The organism is Rhodospirillales bacterium (assembly GCA_028824295.1).
In the GTDB taxonomy this organism is placed as follows: domain Bacteria; phylum Pseudomonadota; class Alphaproteobacteria; order TMED109; family TMED109; genus VXPW01.
The window spans coordinates 90,167-106,910 of record JAPPED010000015.1 but is presented as its reverse complement, the minus strand read 5'-3'; the positions used below and the strand labels follow the sequence as shown (position 1 = coordinate 106,910).

General features: G+C 65.1%; 16 protein-coding genes and 1 tRNA gene. 13 read left to right on the top strand and 4 right to left on the bottom strand.

Annotated features, from left to right (window positions below; genetic code table 11):
* Positions 1-103 precede the first annotated feature (103 nt).
* Both OXH60_06975 and OXH60_06970 read left to right on the top strand, forming a co-directional pair.
* Complete coding sequence (locus tag OXH60_06975; GenBank protein ID MDE0711861.1) at positions 104-487, top strand: rhodanese-like domain-containing protein; 384 nt, start codon at positions 104-106, stop codon at positions 485-487.
* Between the two features lie 54 nt (positions 488-541).
* A tRNA-Arg gene (locus tag OXH60_06970) sits at positions 542-618 on the top strand.
* A 582-nt stretch (positions 619-1,200) separates the two neighbouring features.
* Here the strand turns inward: OXH60_06970 and OXH60_06965 are convergent.
* Positions 1,201-1,407 (bottom strand): type II toxin-antitoxin system HicB family antitoxin, encoded by a 207-nt coding sequence (locus OXH60_06965; GenBank protein MDE0711860.1) that lies wholly within the window; start codon positions 1,405-1,407, stop codon positions 1,201-1,203.
* A gap of 1,234 nt (positions 1,408-2,641) precedes the next feature.
* Positions 2,642-3,397 (bottom strand): hypothetical protein, encoded by a 756-nt coding sequence (locus OXH60_06960; protein MDE0711859.1) that lies wholly within the window; start codon positions 3,395-3,397, stop codon positions 2,642-2,644.
* A 299-nt stretch (positions 3,398-3,696) separates the two neighbouring features.
* Here OXH60_06960 and def point away from each other — a divergent pair, with 299 nt between their 5' ends.
* The 5 genes from def (at position 3,697) to OXH60_06935 (ending at position 8,217) form a co-directional block, all read left to right on the top strand.
* Positions 3,697-4,245, top strand: coding sequence for a peptide deformylase (gene def, locus OXH60_06955; GenBank protein ID MDE0711858.1), 549 nt, complete (start codon positions 3,697-3,699; stop codon positions 4,243-4,245).
* 57 nt (positions 4,246-4,302) lie between these two features.
* A complete protein-coding gene (locus OXH60_06950) occupies positions 4,303-6,309 on the top strand; it encodes a calcineurin-like phosphoesterase family protein (GenBank protein MDE0711857.1) in 2,007 nt (668 codons plus the stop codon).
* 135 nt (positions 6,310-6,444) lie between these two features.
* On the top strand, positions 6,445-7,212 hold the full coding sequence (locus OXH60_06945) for an SDR family oxidoreductase (GenBank protein ID MDE0711856.1): 768 nt from the start codon (positions 6,445-6,447) through the stop codon (positions 7,210-7,212).
* Positions 7,213-7,318: 106 nt separating this feature from the next.
* Positions 7,319-7,687 (top strand): metalloregulator ArsR/SmtB family transcription factor, encoded by a 369-nt coding sequence (locus tag OXH60_06940; protein MDE0711855.1) that lies wholly within the window; start codon positions 7,319-7,321, stop codon positions 7,685-7,687.
* A gap of 53 nt (positions 7,688-7,740) precedes the next feature.
* Positions 7,741-8,217 (top strand): SRPBCC domain-containing protein, encoded by a 477-nt coding sequence (locus OXH60_06935; GenBank protein ID MDE0711854.1) that lies wholly within the window; start codon positions 7,741-7,743, stop codon positions 8,215-8,217.
* 234 nt (positions 8,218-8,451) lie between these two features.
* On the opposite strand, the gene OXH60_06930 is transcribed toward OXH60_06935, so the two are convergent.
* Positions 8,452-9,102 (bottom strand): glutathione S-transferase family protein, encoded by a 651-nt coding sequence (locus OXH60_06930; protein ID MDE0711853.1) that lies wholly within the window; start codon positions 9,100-9,102, stop codon positions 8,452-8,454.
* Positions 9,103-9,456: 354 nt separating this feature from the next.
* Positions 9,457-9,951 (bottom strand): heme-binding protein, encoded by a 495-nt coding sequence (locus OXH60_06925; protein ID MDE0711852.1) that lies wholly within the window; start codon positions 9,949-9,951, stop codon positions 9,457-9,459.
* A 376-nt stretch (positions 9,952-10,327) separates the two neighbouring features.
* Between OXH60_06925 and OXH60_06920 the strand changes: the two genes are divergently transcribed.
* Genes OXH60_06920 through purF form a run of 6 tightly spaced genes read left to right on the top strand, consistent with a single transcriptional unit; the run spans position 10,328 to position 16,639 of the window.
* A complete protein-coding gene (locus OXH60_06920; GenBank protein ID MDE0711851.1) occupies positions 10,328-11,827 on the top strand; it encodes a replicative DNA helicase in 1,500 nt (499 codons plus the stop codon).
* 37 nt (positions 11,828-11,864) lie between these two features.
* Positions 11,865-12,947: an alanine racemase gene (alr, locus tag OXH60_06915; GenBank protein ID MDE0711850.1), complete on the top strand. Its 1,083-nt coding sequence runs from the start codon at positions 11,865-11,867 to the stop codon at positions 12,945-12,947.
* Positions 12,948-12,952: 5 nt separating this feature from the next.
* Positions 12,953-13,738 (top strand): ABC transporter permease, encoded by a 786-nt coding sequence (locus tag OXH60_06910; GenBank protein ID MDE0711849.1) that lies wholly within the window; start codon positions 12,953-12,955, stop codon positions 13,736-13,738.
* Entirely contained in the window at positions 13,735-14,517 is a 783-nt protein-coding gene (locus OXH60_06905) for an ATP-binding cassette domain-containing protein (protein ID MDE0711848.1), read from the top strand. Before OXH60_06910 ends, OXH60_06905 begins: the two co-directional genes overlap by 4 nt.
* A 14-nt stretch (positions 14,518-14,531) precedes the next feature.
* Positions 14,532-15,182 carry a CvpA family protein gene (locus OXH60_06900; protein MDE0711847.1) on the top strand — a complete coding sequence of 217 codons (651 nt, stop codon included), beginning with the start codon at positions 14,532-14,534 and terminating at the stop codon, positions 15,180-15,182.
* On the top strand, positions 15,179-16,639 hold the full coding sequence (gene purF / locus OXH60_06895) for an amidophosphoribosyltransferase (GenBank protein ID MDE0711846.1): 1,461 nt from the start codon (positions 15,179-15,181) through the stop codon (positions 16,637-16,639). Before OXH60_06900 ends, purF begins: the two co-directional genes overlap by 4 nt.
* Positions 16,640-16,744: the final 105 nt, after the last annotated feature.

Sequence of the window (16,744 nt, the reverse complement as noted above, 5' to 3'; positions counted from 1 at the left end):
TGCTACGCTCCCACGGCGATTCGCTATCCTGCTCCCACCTGTCCGCATGGCCGGACAACCCTACCGTGATGGGTTCCCGATCACGCCACCACTGACGACATCCGTGCAATCTTCAGCCAAGACCATGCAGTCGATGCTGGCTGCAGCCCAAGCCAAGGTCCCGCAAATCGATATCGTCGAGGCACGGGCGCGACATGGTCGCGCCGTGTTTGTCGACGTGCGCGATCACCACGAAGTGGCAGCGGGTCACATTCCGGGTGCGCTGCACGTCCCGCGCGGCCATCTCGAGTTCATTGCGGACCCGGCCTCGTCGAGCCACCCCTCCCAGTTGGCCACCGACACGGAACTCGTGATCTACTGCGCGGCCGGCGGACGTTCGGCCCTGGCAGCGGCCACGCTCCAGGAGATGGGGTACGCCAACGTGTCGAATTTGGTTGGCGGTTACTCGGCCTGGGTCAACACCGGTGGCCCGACCGAAGGCGGCTAGGCCGGCCTCAAGTCCAATGGGGCGTTATGGCTGGTATGGTCGCCGGCAAGTCCCGCACCCGTAGCTCAACTGGATAGAGCGCTGCCCTCCGGAGGCAGAGGTTGCAGGTTCGAGTCCTGCCGGGTGCGCCATAAACATTCATCCGCTTAGCGGAAAAGCACCGATGGCGAAAACTGCCGGAAACTGCGGTGCGCCGTAGTTTCCGGCCAGCCCGGCCTGAAATCCTCTCACTAGGCGCTTGCGTGCATGGTCGCGGAACCCTTTTCGTACTTGCTGACACCGAGAAGCGTCCATTGGGCAAGGGGTGGCAGAAGAAGCCAGCGTCTCTTCACCACGTCCTCGATCACGCTGGGCTCTTGGGCGTGATGCCATCGTCCTTGCTCGCATCGCCACAGAATCCCGTGTCGTTGGTCTGCATTGCTAGCGGAAGTTTCGAAAATGGCGCCAGCGCGTATGCAGGGTGCCGGCGGTGGCGGATCGCTATCGGCGATGTGCGACAAAGTCGTGAACGGTCAGACCTACATCGGGAGCAATTTGACGGAGCAGGATTGGCGAGAGATCACGCCCAAGGTGGACGGGAACGGTTGTGTACGGCCGTCAGGGTGGCGAAACCGTTTATGGGAGCCACGTTGGCGGACCTCTGAGAAGCCGAGCGTCTCTATAATGCCGATGACTTCACGTGGCCTGAGGTCCGGGACGGCGGGCACGGCCGGTTACAGCACGACGGTCTGCGTGCCGATATAGTCGCCGATTTTTTCGGGGGCCCCGTCCTCGCGGAGCAAAGCAATGACTTCACGAATGTTGGCGTTGAGTTCATCGAGCGTTTCGCCTTGGCTGTCGGCGCCTGGGAAGCCGGGCACGTAGCCCAAATACATGCCGGTGTCGCGGCAACGTTCGATGACTGCCGTGTATGTGTCCATCAGGGGAGTTTACCAGCCGGTCAAGGATGACTGATACAAGCCAGCATCAGGATGGTTTAGTAGCGCTAGCGAGTCATTCGGATCGCGGCTCGTCTTTGGAAGCCCCGTTGACCAGAAGTTTGTGCTGACGATCGCGCATATGCGTGCAAGGCTTGCATGTCTGTGCGGCTGGCTTACTGATGCGCGCACCAGAAGACCGTCCGATAGGGGATGGCTATGCGGACGCCTTGGAAACCGATGGGCGCCCCAGGAGTTTCCCTGCCCGGATATGTTCGCATAAGTGGTTCGCCAGAAAGTTCTCGGTGTGAGTCATCTAAACGGACACCAGAGGCATCGGGCCATCAGCGCCACTAGGGTCAGCTACACGACGGAACTCCACCGACCGCCAGGACCTCGCGGCGCAACGCGAAGACCTCTTAGGTATTGGAGAGATGCAAGACGCAATGGCCACCGCGTGAGATGGCGCGTCAATCATGCCGGTGCGTGATAGCGGCAGGCCCGCTCGGAACCAGGCTGCACGGTGTACGTTATCGGGCAGGCCGAAACGGTCCGGCTAGTCTCCGGGACCGAGCAGACCGTTATCGACGCCGCAACCTTCGGGCAGTAGGCTTTATCCGACACAACGATGATCCGGCGGAAACGAAGAAACCCGACGCTGCCCACCAAGGGTGGTCCGCGCCGGGTTCCCGGTTGTTTTGCGAAGACGGAGAGGGAGCTACCGTCTCCGCACATGTTACATTATAACATTATTGTTCTTGCCGAGTCACCCCCCCCTGCTGACGGCGCCGGCGGCGAGGATTTCGGAAGCAGAAACCGCTGCCAGGGGTCGTCCGCCCATGCACCTTCGCGATGCCAGGCGCCGCGAGCGTTGGTACCCTGCGGCGACGGGCATCAGCCCTTCCCTTTCACGCCGACTGGGTTCGGTCGGCCTCGGCCAAGCCCGCCCAACACGCAGTGCTGGCTTGGCTCGTGGCAGTGCGAAAACGTGGGTGGCCGGCAACCGCGCGGCGCTGGCGCTGACGCCGGGAAATCCCCAACCTTCGAGCGCGGTATCCAAGTCTAGGGGGAAGGTCACGACGGATACTGCCGGCAGGACTCCGCGCCCTGTCGTCATCCGGCTAGCGTGCCCTGGTAGTCACGCGGTTCCAGTCATGTGAGCAGGCCGTTGTCGTGCGTGGGCTCGGGTCATCGTGTGTGGCCGCGGCGCAACCACACGGCGTGGGCAGGCACGGTGTCAACCTGACGTTTCAGGCCGGGGACGAAGGCCCGTGCAACCGTCGACGACCAGCCTTCCACCCACCTGAAGATCCGGGGGCAGCGCCTGCAGCCGCGTGCACCCGGTCAGATCGAGATCCCCGTCCACGCGCAAATCGTCGGGGAGCGCCTCGAGCCGCGTGCACCCGGTCAGATCGAGGCCGCGCTTCACATGGAAAGCGTCCGGAAGTTCCGCCAGTTCGCGGCAGTTGTTCAGGTAAAGGCCGCCCCCCACTGCGAGGGCGGCCGGCAGCATTTTCAGGCTCGTGCAGTAGGTCAATTCGAGATTTCCGCCGACCACGAGGTCCGCAGGGACAGTTTCCAAACCGGTGCAACGGGTCAGGATGAGGTGGCGAGCTGTCTGCAATCCCGGCGGAAGTTCGGAGAGCCCTGTGCAGTGAGCCATGCTTAGGCTGCCCTTGGTGTGGAAACCGGCGGGCAGTCCGACCAGTCCCAGGCAGTACGACAGATTGATATTGCCCTCGACGTCGAGGTCCGTCGGCAGGCCCGTCAACCTGGTGCAGCCCGTCACGTCCAGGTAGCCCCCAACCCGCAAGCCAGCGGGCAACTCCGCAAGACCGGTGCAGCTGTTCAGGTGCAAACTTCCCCTGACGTGGAGATCGGCCGGCAGTGACGCTACGTCCGCGCAGCCGACCAGATTGAGGTTCCCGTCGACACGCAGGCCGGATGCAGCCGCGCCTTCACGAATGGCCACCCGCGCTGCGTTCGAATTCATATGGATGCTCTCCATCGAGGTGGTGCGCCGTTCGGACCCTGCGTCGGCGACGCGGTTCCCGACGCGAACTCTCGAAGTGGGCGGCTGATCCCGTTCGCGGTGGCAGGGTTTCCCATTGACGCTCGGGGCAAGTCCGGGCCGGGCATTTCCGCTGGCTCTGCCTCGGCCTTGGCAGGCCCAGGTTCAGTAGGCGCGCGGATGATTGATTTCATATGTTCCTACAGTATCTACACTCTGTTGGCGGTCTGGCATGGCGCCCCGGCAAATCGCCGGGTCTGGACGTCACGAAAGGAGCGGTGATGGCAGTACGCAATGTCCTTCGGATGGGCGATCCGAGGTTGCGGCGCAAGTCCGATCCAGTGGATGACGTCGGCGACTCGGCTCTGGGTGACCTGATTGGCGACATGCTCGATACCATGCGAGCCTGCGATGGCGCGGGAATTGCGGCGCCACAAATCGGGGTACCGCTCCGGGTCGTGATATTTGGCGTGGAGAGCAACCCTCGATATCCCGATGCACCTCCCGTGCCGATGACGGTCCTGATCAACCCCGACATTTCACCGGTGGGCGCAGATTCGGACGAGGCCTGGGAGGGCTGTCTGAGCGTACCGGGTATGCGCGGGCTCGTGCCACGCTTCTCGAGAATTCACTACCGCGGCCTCGACGCGGCGGGTCAGCTGATCGACCGGACGGCCGACGGATTTCACGCCCGCGTCGTGCAGCATGAATGCGACCATCTTGACGGGGTCCTTTACCCGGACCGGATCGAGAAGAAGCAAATGTTCGGGTTCATACCCGAACTGCTGGAGGCCGGCCTTCTGGGCCCCGTCGAACTGCCGGCTGAGTAAGCGAAGCCCTTCAGCTGCCATGGCTGGAACGTCCCGCACCCGGGAGCCCCTGCCGCATTGAAGCCGTCCGCGACCGGAACCGAGCGAGAGTTCACCATCACCATGGCTCCATCGAAGGCGCCGGCAATCGGCACGCTCACGCTGGCGGCGTTGCTCGTCACGCCGGCCGTCAGCCCTCAAGGTAAGGACGCAAGTTACCTCGGCTCCGTCGAGGTGGTTCACGATGGCGGCGGTGGGCCGGTCGTGCGCGGAACGGTATTTCTCGACAGCAATCGCAATTCGATGCTGGATGCTGATGAACCCGGCATTCCCGACGTGATGGTCTCGAACGGCCGGGAAGTCGTGCGCACCGACCGTTCCGGTGACTACGCTCTGCCAGCCTACGACGACATGAACGTGTTCATTACGAAACCGGCGGATTACGCCGTCCCGCTCGACGACGACATGGTCCCCCAGTTCAACTACGTCCACAAGGTCGCAGGCTCACCCGACCTTCGGTTCGGCGGCATCGAGCCAACCGGGCCGCTGCCCGCGGCAGTCAATTTCCCGCTCATCCGGGATCCGGTCGGAGATCAGTTCGAGTGCCTGATCTTTGGTGATACCCAGCCCTATACGAACCGGGAAGTCTCGTACGTCCGCGACACCGTCGGTGCCATGCTGGCCGGGCGCGACAGCGCAGCCACCGAATGCCTGATCTTCGAGGGCGACGTCATGGGCGACGACCTCTCGCTCTTCGGCCGGTTCAAGCGCATCATCGCGCAGGGCCGCGTGCCCCAGTACTACGTCGCCGGCAACCACGACCTCGATTTCGACGCCGCCAGTGACGCGCATTCATTCGATACGTTCCGGCGGGAATGGGGACCCGAGTACTACTCGTTCGACATCGGCAAGGTTCACTTCATCGTGCTGGACGACGTCCGCTACCCCTGCAACGGCATCGACGATCATCCCTTCTGTGCGCCGGACGCCCGCCCCACCTACAACGGCGTGATCCACGACCGCCAGCTCGCTTGGCTCCGCAATGACCTCGCCCATGTGCCGGAAGACCGGCTGCTCGTGGTCAACACGCACATTCCGTTTGTCAGCTTTTCCGACTCCACGACCCGAAAACACCAGATCGACAACCTCTCCGAGCTCCATGCCCTGATCGGCGACCGTCCGGCCCTCGGCCTGTCCGGGCACACGCACACCATCGAACAGATCTTGCCGGGCGAACATTTTGCCGGCTGGAAGGAAGCGACCGGTACGGGACCGGCGCCGTTTCATCAGATCGTGACAGGGGCGGTTTCGGGTTCGTGGTGGGCCGGCGACCTCGACGACGACAACATCCCGCATGCCACCCAGCGCCAGGGTGCGCCGCGGGGCTACTACGTGCTGACGTTCGATGGCGCGAACTACGTCGACACCTTCCAGGCATTCGGGCGCGGGCCAAACGAGCAGTTCCATGCCGCGTTCAACACACCGCGGTTTCGCTCATGGGCGAAGGCGCTGTTGGACTTTGTCGACAGCCACCCGGCCCCCTCGGACACGTTGCCACCGGTCACGGTTTCCGACCTCGGCGACGGGAACATGGTGACCGTTGAAGACCTGCGAGACGGGACCTGGCTGGCAATCAACGTCTGGAACGGTTCGCGGGACAGCCGCGTGTCGGTATCGATCGACAACGGCGAACCCATCCACGCGACACGGACGCAATCCGGCAGCGGCGAACCGGCGAGGGTCGGGCTCGAGTTCGCGGATCCCCAGGCCCTGGCACTGCAGGCGACCCAGGGCCGGCTCACCTTCCATAGTACCGAAGGCGGTGAGGCGACGGCCGGGTTCACAACCTGGCGCGGAGTCGCCTGGCAAGGCGCTGCCGGCCCGTTCCAGTCGTGGATGCTGACCCGGAGATCCAGTCATCTCTGGCGAGCCGACCTCCCGCAGTCGCTGCCGGTCGGTGTCCACACGATGGACATCGTGACCGTTGACCGCTACGGGCGGAGATTCTCGGAGACCAAGTCCTTCGAGGTGGTGGAAACCCCTCCGGAAATGGGCTGGCCTTGGAAAACCGGCACCTTCGAATAGCATCGGCACGCGCCCGGGACCGCTCACGGCGGCGGCAGCCCCGCACAGGCCCGGCATCGCAGTCCTACGCGAGAGTTGCCAGATGGTCGAGAACGCTTGACGCGTTGGCGGCCGAAGAGACAAGGAGAATTACTCGTGGGCGATAAGGAATTTGCCGGACGGACGGCACTCGTAACCGGCGGCTCGCGCGGGATTGGCCGCGCCATCTGTGTACGTCTGGCACAGGCCGGCGCCTGGATAGCAATCAACTATTCGTCCAACCCCGACGCCGCGACGGAAACGCTCGAACTGGTCACCGCGGCAGGCGGAAGCGGCGACCTCTTTCAGGGCGACGTGTCCTCGCTGGAGGCCACGGACGCCATGTACGACGCAATCGAAGCCGAACGCGGCACCGTCGATCTCCTGGTGACCAACGCCGGGATCGCGTCCTTTGACGACAACGCCGACATGACCGCGGATGTGTGGCGGCGAATTCTGTCGGTAAACCTGGACGGCACGTTCCATTCCGTGTGGCGCGCCAAGGAGAGGATGCTGGCCCAGGACTACGGGCGAATCGTATGCATCTCGTCCATCAACGGTATCGCTCCGAGCCGCATCCGACGCGACCGCCTGATTGCTTACGGCACGTCGAAGTCCGCTGTCATCTCGTTCTCGCGCAGTTGTGCCGTCGCGTTCGGACCGGCGATTCGTGTGAACTGTGTCGCACCGGGGTTGATCGATACCGACATGACCAAGGACATGAGCGAAGAGATGCGCGAACGCATCGTCGCGTCAACGCCCGCAGCGCGCACCGGAAAACCCGAGGACGTCTCGGAGCTCACCTACTTCCTGTTGAGCGATGCCGCGAGCTTCGTCACCGGCCAGACATATGTGACGTCCGGCGGTCTCGTCACCCTGCCTTAGCACAGTCGAGCACCCCCACACCCGGGAGGTGGGTGCGACTTCACACTGATGGGCGGCGGCGCATCCGCCCCATTCGCCGCTCGGCCAAAGAAGTTTAACCAGACGGTTGAAAAACGAGCCCGAGACCATTATGTTCAACCATATGGTTGAACATCACCTTGACCGGGTCTTCCACGCGCTTTCCGACCCTACCCGCCGGGCCATCCTCGATCGGCTGGCCGAGGGGGAGGCGACCGTCGGGCGTGTCTCGAGACCTTTTCCTATCTCTTTCGCCGCGGTGTCGAAACATCTCGGCGTGCTTGAACGCGCCGGCCTGGTAACGCGCGAGGCACGGGGCCGTGAACGCGTGTGCCGGCTTAACCCTTCTGCACTCGGCGACGCCCGCGCCTGGCTTGGCTTCCACCAGCGCTTCTGGTCTGAACGTCTGGACGCACTTGATGCAATGGTCGGACAGAAGTCCGGCAAACCCGACTGACGGCGGTCAACCTTTTCCGAACCCTCGTACGAACCCGTTCAGGAGCCCTCGACATGACAGAGCCACAGCCGCAGGAGCAAGAGATCTTTCTGTCACTACAACGCACCATCGATGCGCCGGTGGACCAGGTGTACTCCGCCTGGACAGACCCGGAATCGATGCGCAAGTGGTTCGCGCCTGGCGAACTCAAGGTCACCCGGGCCATCGCCGAACTCGAGGTCGGGGGCACGTTTCTCGTTGAGATGCACGGCACCGACGGAGAGAGCCACCTGACCCGGGGCGTCTACCGCGAAGTCATTCCAAATCGACGTCTCGTGCACACCTGGCAATGGGAGGGCAGTGACATCGAATCACTGGTTACCGTCGAGTTTGCACCCGGATCGGCCAGCACGACGCACCTGACAGTCACCCATTCCCGGTTTGCCGACAGCGAGGCACGCGACCGGCACGAGAGTGGCTGGAGCGGCTGCCTGACAAAGCTCCTGGCGCTGTTTCCGGGGCAGGAAATGCGGAGCGCTGCTACGCCGTAATGCTCCTGGACACCGGCGTGCTCGGTGTCCACTGCGCATGTCCACGGAGGTCAGCCTGCACGAAGCTTGGCCGGGCGCCGCGTGAGGGCGCCCAGGTCGCGCCCGGCGCGGTCCCTGCAATCCTGCGCCCCCAGTTGTCGCCAGCCCCGGGGCGCCGATGCGGTCAACCGAACCGGCCCCGCGGTTGTGGCGACGGAAGCCGGGCAATCCGTCATCGGCGCAGTGCGCCGAGGCCTACGCCAGCTTGGCGAGCAGTTCCTGCGGAATGTGTGGCACCGGGTCCGACTTCTGCCAGCACGGCAGTGCTTCCACCCGGCTCATCCAGGCCCGGATGCCCGGATAGTTGTCCAGCGGCAGCTTCTGTACCCCGTGCAGGTGCATGGGCGCTGCCACGGCAATGTCAGCGATGGTGGCGTGGTCGTCGCTGATCCATTCGCGGCCCTTCAAACGTGACTCGAGGATCGAGGCCAGCCCGTGAAAGGTGGGCGCGTGGTTCTCCAGCACCGACTGATCCGGCTTGTCGTCGAGGATCGGCTTGACGACATTCTCCACCAGGAAGACGTAACACCCCTCGAACCACTTGCTCGATTCCCAAAGCAGCCAGCGAGTGATGTCGGCGCGAATCTTGGGATCGGCGGGGTACGCCGTCCGGTTGCCAGCCTTTTCGGCGGCGTAGACGAGAATCGCGTTTGATTCCCACAGCACCAGGTCACCATCGACCAGCGCCGGCAACTCGGCGTTCGGGTTGATTTCCTTGTAATCGGGCTTCTTGTGGTCACCGCCGAAGTAGTCAAGAACTTCCTCGTCGTACCCGGCGCCGATCAGGTCCAATCCGGCGACCACCTTGCGGCAGTTCACCGTGATCGGGTCGAAATAGAGTTTCATAGTCGTGCTCCCTGATGCACGTAGGCGTTACCATTCGCCCGGACGCTCCAAGAGGAGCTAGAGATCAGTCGTCGGGCTGAAAAAGGGGGTACCCGGCCGCGGCAACCGGTATCGGACCGCAGGCACCGGAAGAACGCCCTTTGCGCAGGCCCCGGCCGGCGCATAAACGTAGCGCCCGCGGCACCACAGGCAAGCCCTCGGGCCGCCGCTATCCCCGCCACTGCGACCGGCTTGGACGCCGAACCGAGCCTGCAACAGCGACCGGCACGGACTGGAGACCCGTCGCCGGCCGGGCGAGACCATCGTGAATGTCCCGGTCGAGTCCGCTGCCCCTGCCCGCCGGCCGGCGCCCTGCTACTTCAGCAACTCTGCCGCGGCGTCAATGCCCGCCTGGGCACAGACCTCATCCTGGTCGGACGTGGCCCCCGACACGCCAACACCCCCGACGTGTTGACCATCGGCCGTCATGATCGGGAGGCCTCCAGGGAAGATGACGAGTCCCGGAACATGCTGGGCCCCGTGGGGACGGTCGCCCTTGTAGATGAATTCCCCGAATGAACGCGTGGAACGCGGGAAGTTCGCCGAGGTTTGCCCCTTCAGCATGGCGACCTGAATGCTGCCCCGTTGGGCGTCATCGGTACGGCTGAAGTACTTGAGGTCGGCACCCTGGTCGTAGATGGCGATGATGACGGGCCGCCAGCCCATCTCGGCTGCCTTGGCCTCACACGCTTCCGCGATCACCTTTGCCGCCTCCAGCGTGAGGATCGCCCGCTGTTCGGCTGCCAGGGCGCCCGCGGCACCCAACGTCAAGGTAAGAGCGGCGACTAGCACCGTGGCGATCGATTTCATGGCTTCGTGATCCCGGATACGTTGGAAAGTTGGAACCCGTCCGCATCGCGTACCGGCTCGCAGCCGGCGTTGCCCACGAGGTTGACCTGGTCCTGCAAATGACCGTATCCGCCAGGCAATTGAACAGCAAACACGCGACGCTTCCCGCGTTTGCGGGCGGGCGGCACCGCACCCCGCAATCGCCGGGAGCCCGCTCGCAGCCTGGGCTTCACGCCGGGGGGCCGGCGACCGGACAGTCCCCGACGCCGGCAAACGCGCGATCGGAGACCCGGTCCGACACCCTTTTCCGGACCGTGTGCGCGGGGCGACCGGCTTGGCTGTTGGTTGCCGCCTGCCATGCTTGCAGGGAGTCGGGTCATGCACCAATCTGTCCCGGATGCCCGACGACCCCCACCCGATCCCGCCGCCCGGTCCCGCGCCGCCCGACCAGTCGGAGACCGGCGACCAGTCGCCGCCACGAAACCTGGAGGCGGAAGAGGCGCTGCTCGGAACGCTGCTCCATAACGACCGGGCGTTCGAATACGTCGAACAGCTGCGCGGGTCGCATTTCTACGTACCGGTCCACGGCCGCATCTTCGAGGCCGCCCGCGGCCTCATCCAGCAGGGCCGTCGGGCCGACGCGGTCACGCTGAAGCCGCAGTTTGCGAAGGACCAGGCCCTCACCGGGGTCGATGACTACCTGGAGCGGCTGGTCCACGGCGCCATGCCGCCGGAAGCGGCCCGTCAGTACGGCGAGATCATCCTGGATCTGGCCCAGCGCCGATCGCTCATGGAAATCGGCGCCCGCATCGGATACAACGCGTCCGACGTGCGGGTGGAAAGCTCTGCGGCGGCGCAAATCGAGGACGCCGAGCAGCGGCTGTTCGAGATTTCCGAGCACGGCAAAGGGCCCGGCGGACCACAGCCGTTCGTCAGCGGGCTCACCGACGCCATCCACGCCGCGGAAATGGCCTACCAACTGGGCGGCAAACTCTCCGGCGTCACGTCGGGCCTGACCGAGCTTGACGACCTGCTCGGCGGCTTCCATCGCTCCGATCTCATCATCCTTGCCGGCAGGCCCGGCATGGGGAAGACCGCCCTTGCGACCGACTTCGCGCGCGTCGCGAGCCGGCCCGAGACCTTCATCCCGTGGGAGGAGGACGCTGGCAAGCAAAAGGGGATCGTGGCGGTGTTTTCGCTGGAAATGGCCGCCACCCAGCTGGCCAACCGGATCCTTTCGGCCGAAACCAGCATTTCCTCCGAATCGATCCGGCGCGGCGCGATCAATGACCGGGACCTTACGAAGCTGATCGATGTCTCGAAGGACTTGGAGGAACTGCGTCTCTTTATCGACGACACTCCCGCCATCTCCATTCCGCAACTCCGGACCCGGGCGCGGCGCCTGATGCGGACCGAGCAGGGGCTGCGCCTGATCGTCGTCGACTACCTGCAGCTGATGACCGCGACGCGGAACCACAATTCCCGAGTCAACGAAATCAGCGAGATCTCTCAAGGCCTCAAGTCCATCGCGATGGAACTCAACGTGCCGGTGGTCGCGCTATCGCAGTTGAGCCGTCAGGTGGAGGGCCGCGACGACAAGCGACCGCAACTGCAGGATCTCCGAGACTCCGGGTCGATCGAGCAGGACGCGGACGTCGTGCTGTTCATCTACCGGGAATACTATTACAAGGCGCAGCAAGACCCGCAGCAGAAAAACGATGAATCCGACGCCGATTTCGGCCGTCGGTACGCCGACTGGAAGACGCGCCTCGAGAAGATTGCAAACGCTGCACAGATCTACGTCAGCAAGCAGCGGCATGGCCGACAAGGTGTCGCCAACGTTCGTTTCGACCCCCGCTTCACCCGCTTCAGCGATCTCCACGAACCGAACCAGTAATCGGCCGCTCCCGGGCGGCAGCGCGCTGGAGAAGGCGTTGGCTCGCGCCAGCTGCGTTCTGGTCGTTGACCTCGGGGCCGTGCGCGCCAACTTCCGCACGCTCCGGCAGCGCGCCGGTCCGAACTGCGACGTTGCCGGAGTCGTGAAAGCGGACGCCTACGGGATGGGATCACGCCGCGTCGCCGCGGCGCTGGCGGACGCGGGTTGCGGCACCTTCTTCGTCGCTACGCCGGACGAAGGCGCCGTCGTCCGCTCTGTCGTCCCGGACGCTCCCATCCATGTCCTGGCCGGAGGCGCCGATCTGTCCGCCGACAGCGACCTGATCCCGGTCCTGAACCACCCTGGCGAGACCGAAGCCCGCCAAGCAGCCGCACTTCGCGCAGACCGGACGCTCGCCGTGGCGGTGCACGTGGACACAGGCATGAACCGGCTGGGCTACGAGGCGGCGGATTGGCGCGCGTTCTGTGCGGAACCTGCCCTCCGGTCCGGACTGGATATCGGGATCGTGATGAGCCACCTGGCCGCGGCGGAACTGCCCGACCACCCGCTCAATGCCACGCAGCTCGCGCGGTTCAAAGCGGCACGGAAACTGGCGCCGTTTGTTGCCCGGGCGAGCCTGGCCAATTCATCTGGAATCTGGCTGCCCGCCGCCTTCCGGTTCGATCTGGCCCGGGCCGGCGCGGCCCTGTTCGGGATCAATCCCACGCCCGCGCATCCCAATCCGATGGGTGCCGTTGCCCGCCTGATTGGGCGGATCCTGCAGGTGCGCTCCGTTGACCGGGGAGAGGGTGTAGGCTACGGTCACGCTTGGGTTTCCCCGAATGCGCGACGCATTGCAACCGTGTCGGCGGGCTATGCCGATGGGTACCCGAGACACCTCGGGAATACGGGCCGCGTTGCGATCGGTGGCCATGTCGCGCCAGTAGTGGGGCGAATCTCCATGGATTTGGTCACCGTTGACGTTTCCGGCGTGCCGGACCAAGTGGCCCGACCCGGTACCCTCGTGGAACTGCTGGGCGATCTAATTCCGGTGGATGACGTGGCCGCACGGGGCGGTACGATCGGATACGAGATTCTTGCCCGCCTCGGCAGCCGCGTCCCCCGGCTGTACGTGGACTGACACGCGTGCGAGCCTGGCCCAATCCGCTGGCCCCGATCGGTCGGGTGGTGCTCGAGTTCCTCGCCGCCACCGGGCGGGTTGCCCTGTTCACCGCCGAATCGGTCCTGGCGGCTGTGCGACCCCCGTATTTCTTCCGGCTGGCCGTCCGCCAGTTCCTCGAAATCGGCTACTACTCCCTCCCCATTGTCGGACTGACGGCGATCTTCACCGGGATGGTGCTGGCGCTGCAGAGCTACACCGGTTTCAGCAGATTTGCGGCGGAGAGCGCCATCCCCTCGGTCCTGGTGGTGTCCCTGACGCGCGAGCTCGGCCCGGTGCTCACGGCCCTGATGGTGGCGGGACGGGTCAGCGCCTCCATCGCCGCCGAAACCGGCACCATGCGCGTGACCGAGCAGCTTGATGCCCTGGTCACGCTGTCAGCCAATCCGCTCCAGTACCTGGTGGCCCCGCGCCTGCTGGCGGGTGTGCTGGCGCTGCCCCCGCTGGTGCTGATCGCCGATGTCATCGGCACGATGGGCGGGTTCTTGATCAGTGTTGGCAAGCTGGGCTTCGAGCCCGGAATCTTTCTGAACCGCTGCCTGGAAAGCCTTCAGACGCTGGACGTCGTGTCGGGCCTCGTAAAGGCGGCCGTGTTCGGTTTCCTGATTGTCCTGATGGGGAGCTACCACGGCTTTCACTCCGAAGGCGGCGCGCGCGGAGTCGGGCGTGCCACGACCAATGCAGTGATGTCGGCCTCGGCCCTCATCCTGGTCGCCAACTACCTCATCACGGAAGCCTTCTTCTCGCGATGACCGGGTCGGCCCAAGTACCAGCGATCGAGCTCCGCGGGCTGGTCAAGCGCTTCGGCCGGAAGACCGTTCTTGACGGCATGGACCTGACTGCGATGGCAGGTGATTCGCTCGCGGTCATCGGCACCTCCGGCACCGGAAAGTCCGTGAGTTTCAAGTGCGCACTCGGGCTGCTGCCCCTGGACGCGGGCACCGTGCGGTTCGCCGGCACCCCCCGGGACGAACTGCCGTCCAGCGGGCCGCAGGCGCTCATGCGACGCTCGGGAGTGCTGTTCCAGGGAAGTGCGCTCTTCGACTCCCTCCCCATCTGGGAAAACGTTGCGTTCGCGCTCTTTCACACCGGGTCGATGCGGCGTGCCCAAGCCTATGAAGTAGCCTGCACCAAGCTCGCCGAGGTCGGGCTGGACGAGCGCGCGGCCAATCTGTTCCCATCCGAACTGTCGGGCGGCATGCAGAAGCGCGCCGCGATCGCCCGCGCCATCGCTGCCGACCCTGAGTTCCTGTTCTTCGACGAACCGACATCAGGCCTCGACCCAATCACGGCCGCCACGATCAACCGGCTGATCGAGGACTGCGTGACGCGGCTGCGGGCCACCACCGTCACCATCACCCACGACCTCGCCAGCGCGCGCCAGATCGCGAACCGCGTCGCCATGCTGCACGGGGGGCGCATCGTCTGGGAAGGCCCGGTCGCCGAACTCGACCGGAGCGGTTCCACCCATGTCGAGCAGTTCGTTCACGGTCGCGCCGACGGCCCGGTGACCGCGGAGCCGCCGACTTGACCATCGCTGACTTCGTGGTTGTTGGTACGGTGCTGTTCTCCGGCGCGCTGGCGTATGCGCGCGGCTTCGTACAGAGCGCGCTCTCGCTGGCCGCCTGGATCGTGTCAGGCATGGCGTCGCTGTGGCTGCTCGATTGGGCCGGCGATCTAGTGATGCCGCTGGTCGGCGATTCGGTCATCGCACGCGGGGTCGGCGCCCTGGGCATCTTTGTGGCGGCGATCGTCATCCTCACGTTCGCCATCGTCCCGCTCGCCAGCGCGATCGCCGCAAGCGTGCTGGCGCCGCTGGACCGGGCGCTGGGGTTCATCTTCGGGGCGGTGCGCGGCCTGGTCATCATTTCCGCGCTGTACATCGGCCTGTTCGCGTCCGGCCTGGTCTTCACGGATTGCCCGCAATTCGTGCGCGAGGCGCGGACCCTGCCCGTGGTACTCTATGGCGCCCACATGCTCGCCGTACTGGTCCCCGGGCCCGCCTTGATGGTCAACCACAGTTGCTCCACCGGCGACGCGACCGACGCGGCCGATCTCCTCCGGCGCATGGAGACCCCGGCGCCCGAGACGACGGAGCCGCAGGCCGAGGTTGGCTATCCGGGCCAGGACCGCAAGGAATTCGACCGCCTGATCCAGATCGAATCCGGCAGCGGCGAAGGAGGCAGCGATCCATGATCCGCACCGCCCGTGACGACTCCCGTCCAGCGATCGACAGCTTCCGTGAAGAGTGCGGGATCTTCGGCGTGTTCGGAACGGAGAATGCGTCGGCCATCGCCGCGCTCGGTCTGCACGCCCTCCAGCACCGCGGCCAAGAGGCGGCCGGGATCGTCAGTTTCGACGGCAACCAGTTCTTTGCCCACCGGGCGCAGGGAAGGGTCGGCGACTCGTTCGGTTCGGGAAAGGTGATCGGCATGCTGCCGGGCAATGCGGCGATCGGCCACAACCGGTACTCGACCAGCGGCACCAAGACCCAGCTTCGGGACATCCAGCCGATCTTCGCCGAGATCGCCCAGGGCGGCGTCGCGATCGCCCACAACGGCAACCTCACCAATGCGCGCACCCTCAAGCGGGACCTCGTTCAGCGGGGTTGCATCTTCCAGTCGACCATGGACACCGAAGTCATCGTCCACCTGATCGCGACCGCCAGCGGGCCGACGTTTCTCGACCGCCTGATCGAGGCACTCCACCAGGTCGAGGGTGCCTATTCGCTGATTGCCCTCTCGGAGACCGGCGTGATCGGCGCGCGCGATCCCAACGGCGTCCGGCCCCTGGTCCTGGGAGAATTGCACGGCCAGGCCGTTCTCGCTTCCGAGACCTGCGCGTTCGACATCATCGGGGCCAAGTTCAAGCGGTCCGTGGCGCCAGGCGAGATCGTGCACATCGGTCGGGACGGCGTGCGGACCCTCCCCGGCGCCCTGGGCCGGGCACAACGGACGTTCTGCATCTTCGAATACATCTACTTTGCCCGCCCCGACAGCGTGGTCGAAGGCAAGAACGTGTACGCCGTCCGTCAGCAGATCGGGCGGTTGCTCGCGCGGGATGCGCCCGCCGATGCCGACATCGTCGTCCCGGTCCCGGACTCAGGCGTCCCGGCCGGCCTTGGCTACGCCGACCAGGCCGGACTGCCCTTCGAACTCGGGATCATTCGCAACCACTACGTGGGGCGCACCTTCATCGAACCGACCGACGAGATTCGCCATCTCGGCGTCCGCCTCAAGCACAACGTGAATGCCGACGCCATCGACGGGAAGCGCATCGTGCTGGTGGACGACAGCATCGTGCGCGGCACCACATCGACCAAGATCGTGGAAATGCTCCGCACGAACGGGGCCCGCGAGGTGCACATGCGGATCGCGAGCCCGCCGACCACGCATCCCTGCTACTACGGCGTCGACACGCCAGAACGCAAGGAGCTCATTGCGGCGCAGATGGACGAAAGTGCGATCGCCGCCAAGATCGGTGCCGACAGTCTCCGGTTCGTCAGGCTCGAGAGCCTGTTTGAAGCGGTGCACGGGGGCCTGCCGAACGGCAAACGCATGCCCTACTGCGCCGCCTGCTTCACGGGCGACTACCCGATCGAACTCATCGATGACATGCACGTCGAGCTGCCGTTGCTACTGGAGGAGACCTGAGCGCCATACCGTCCCCCGCGGCAGCCAGACCGCGCCTGGACGCACGGCCCCGGTGAGTTCCCTTATGCTTCGGTTACTGCGACCGGACCCGCCGTCATCGTTCCG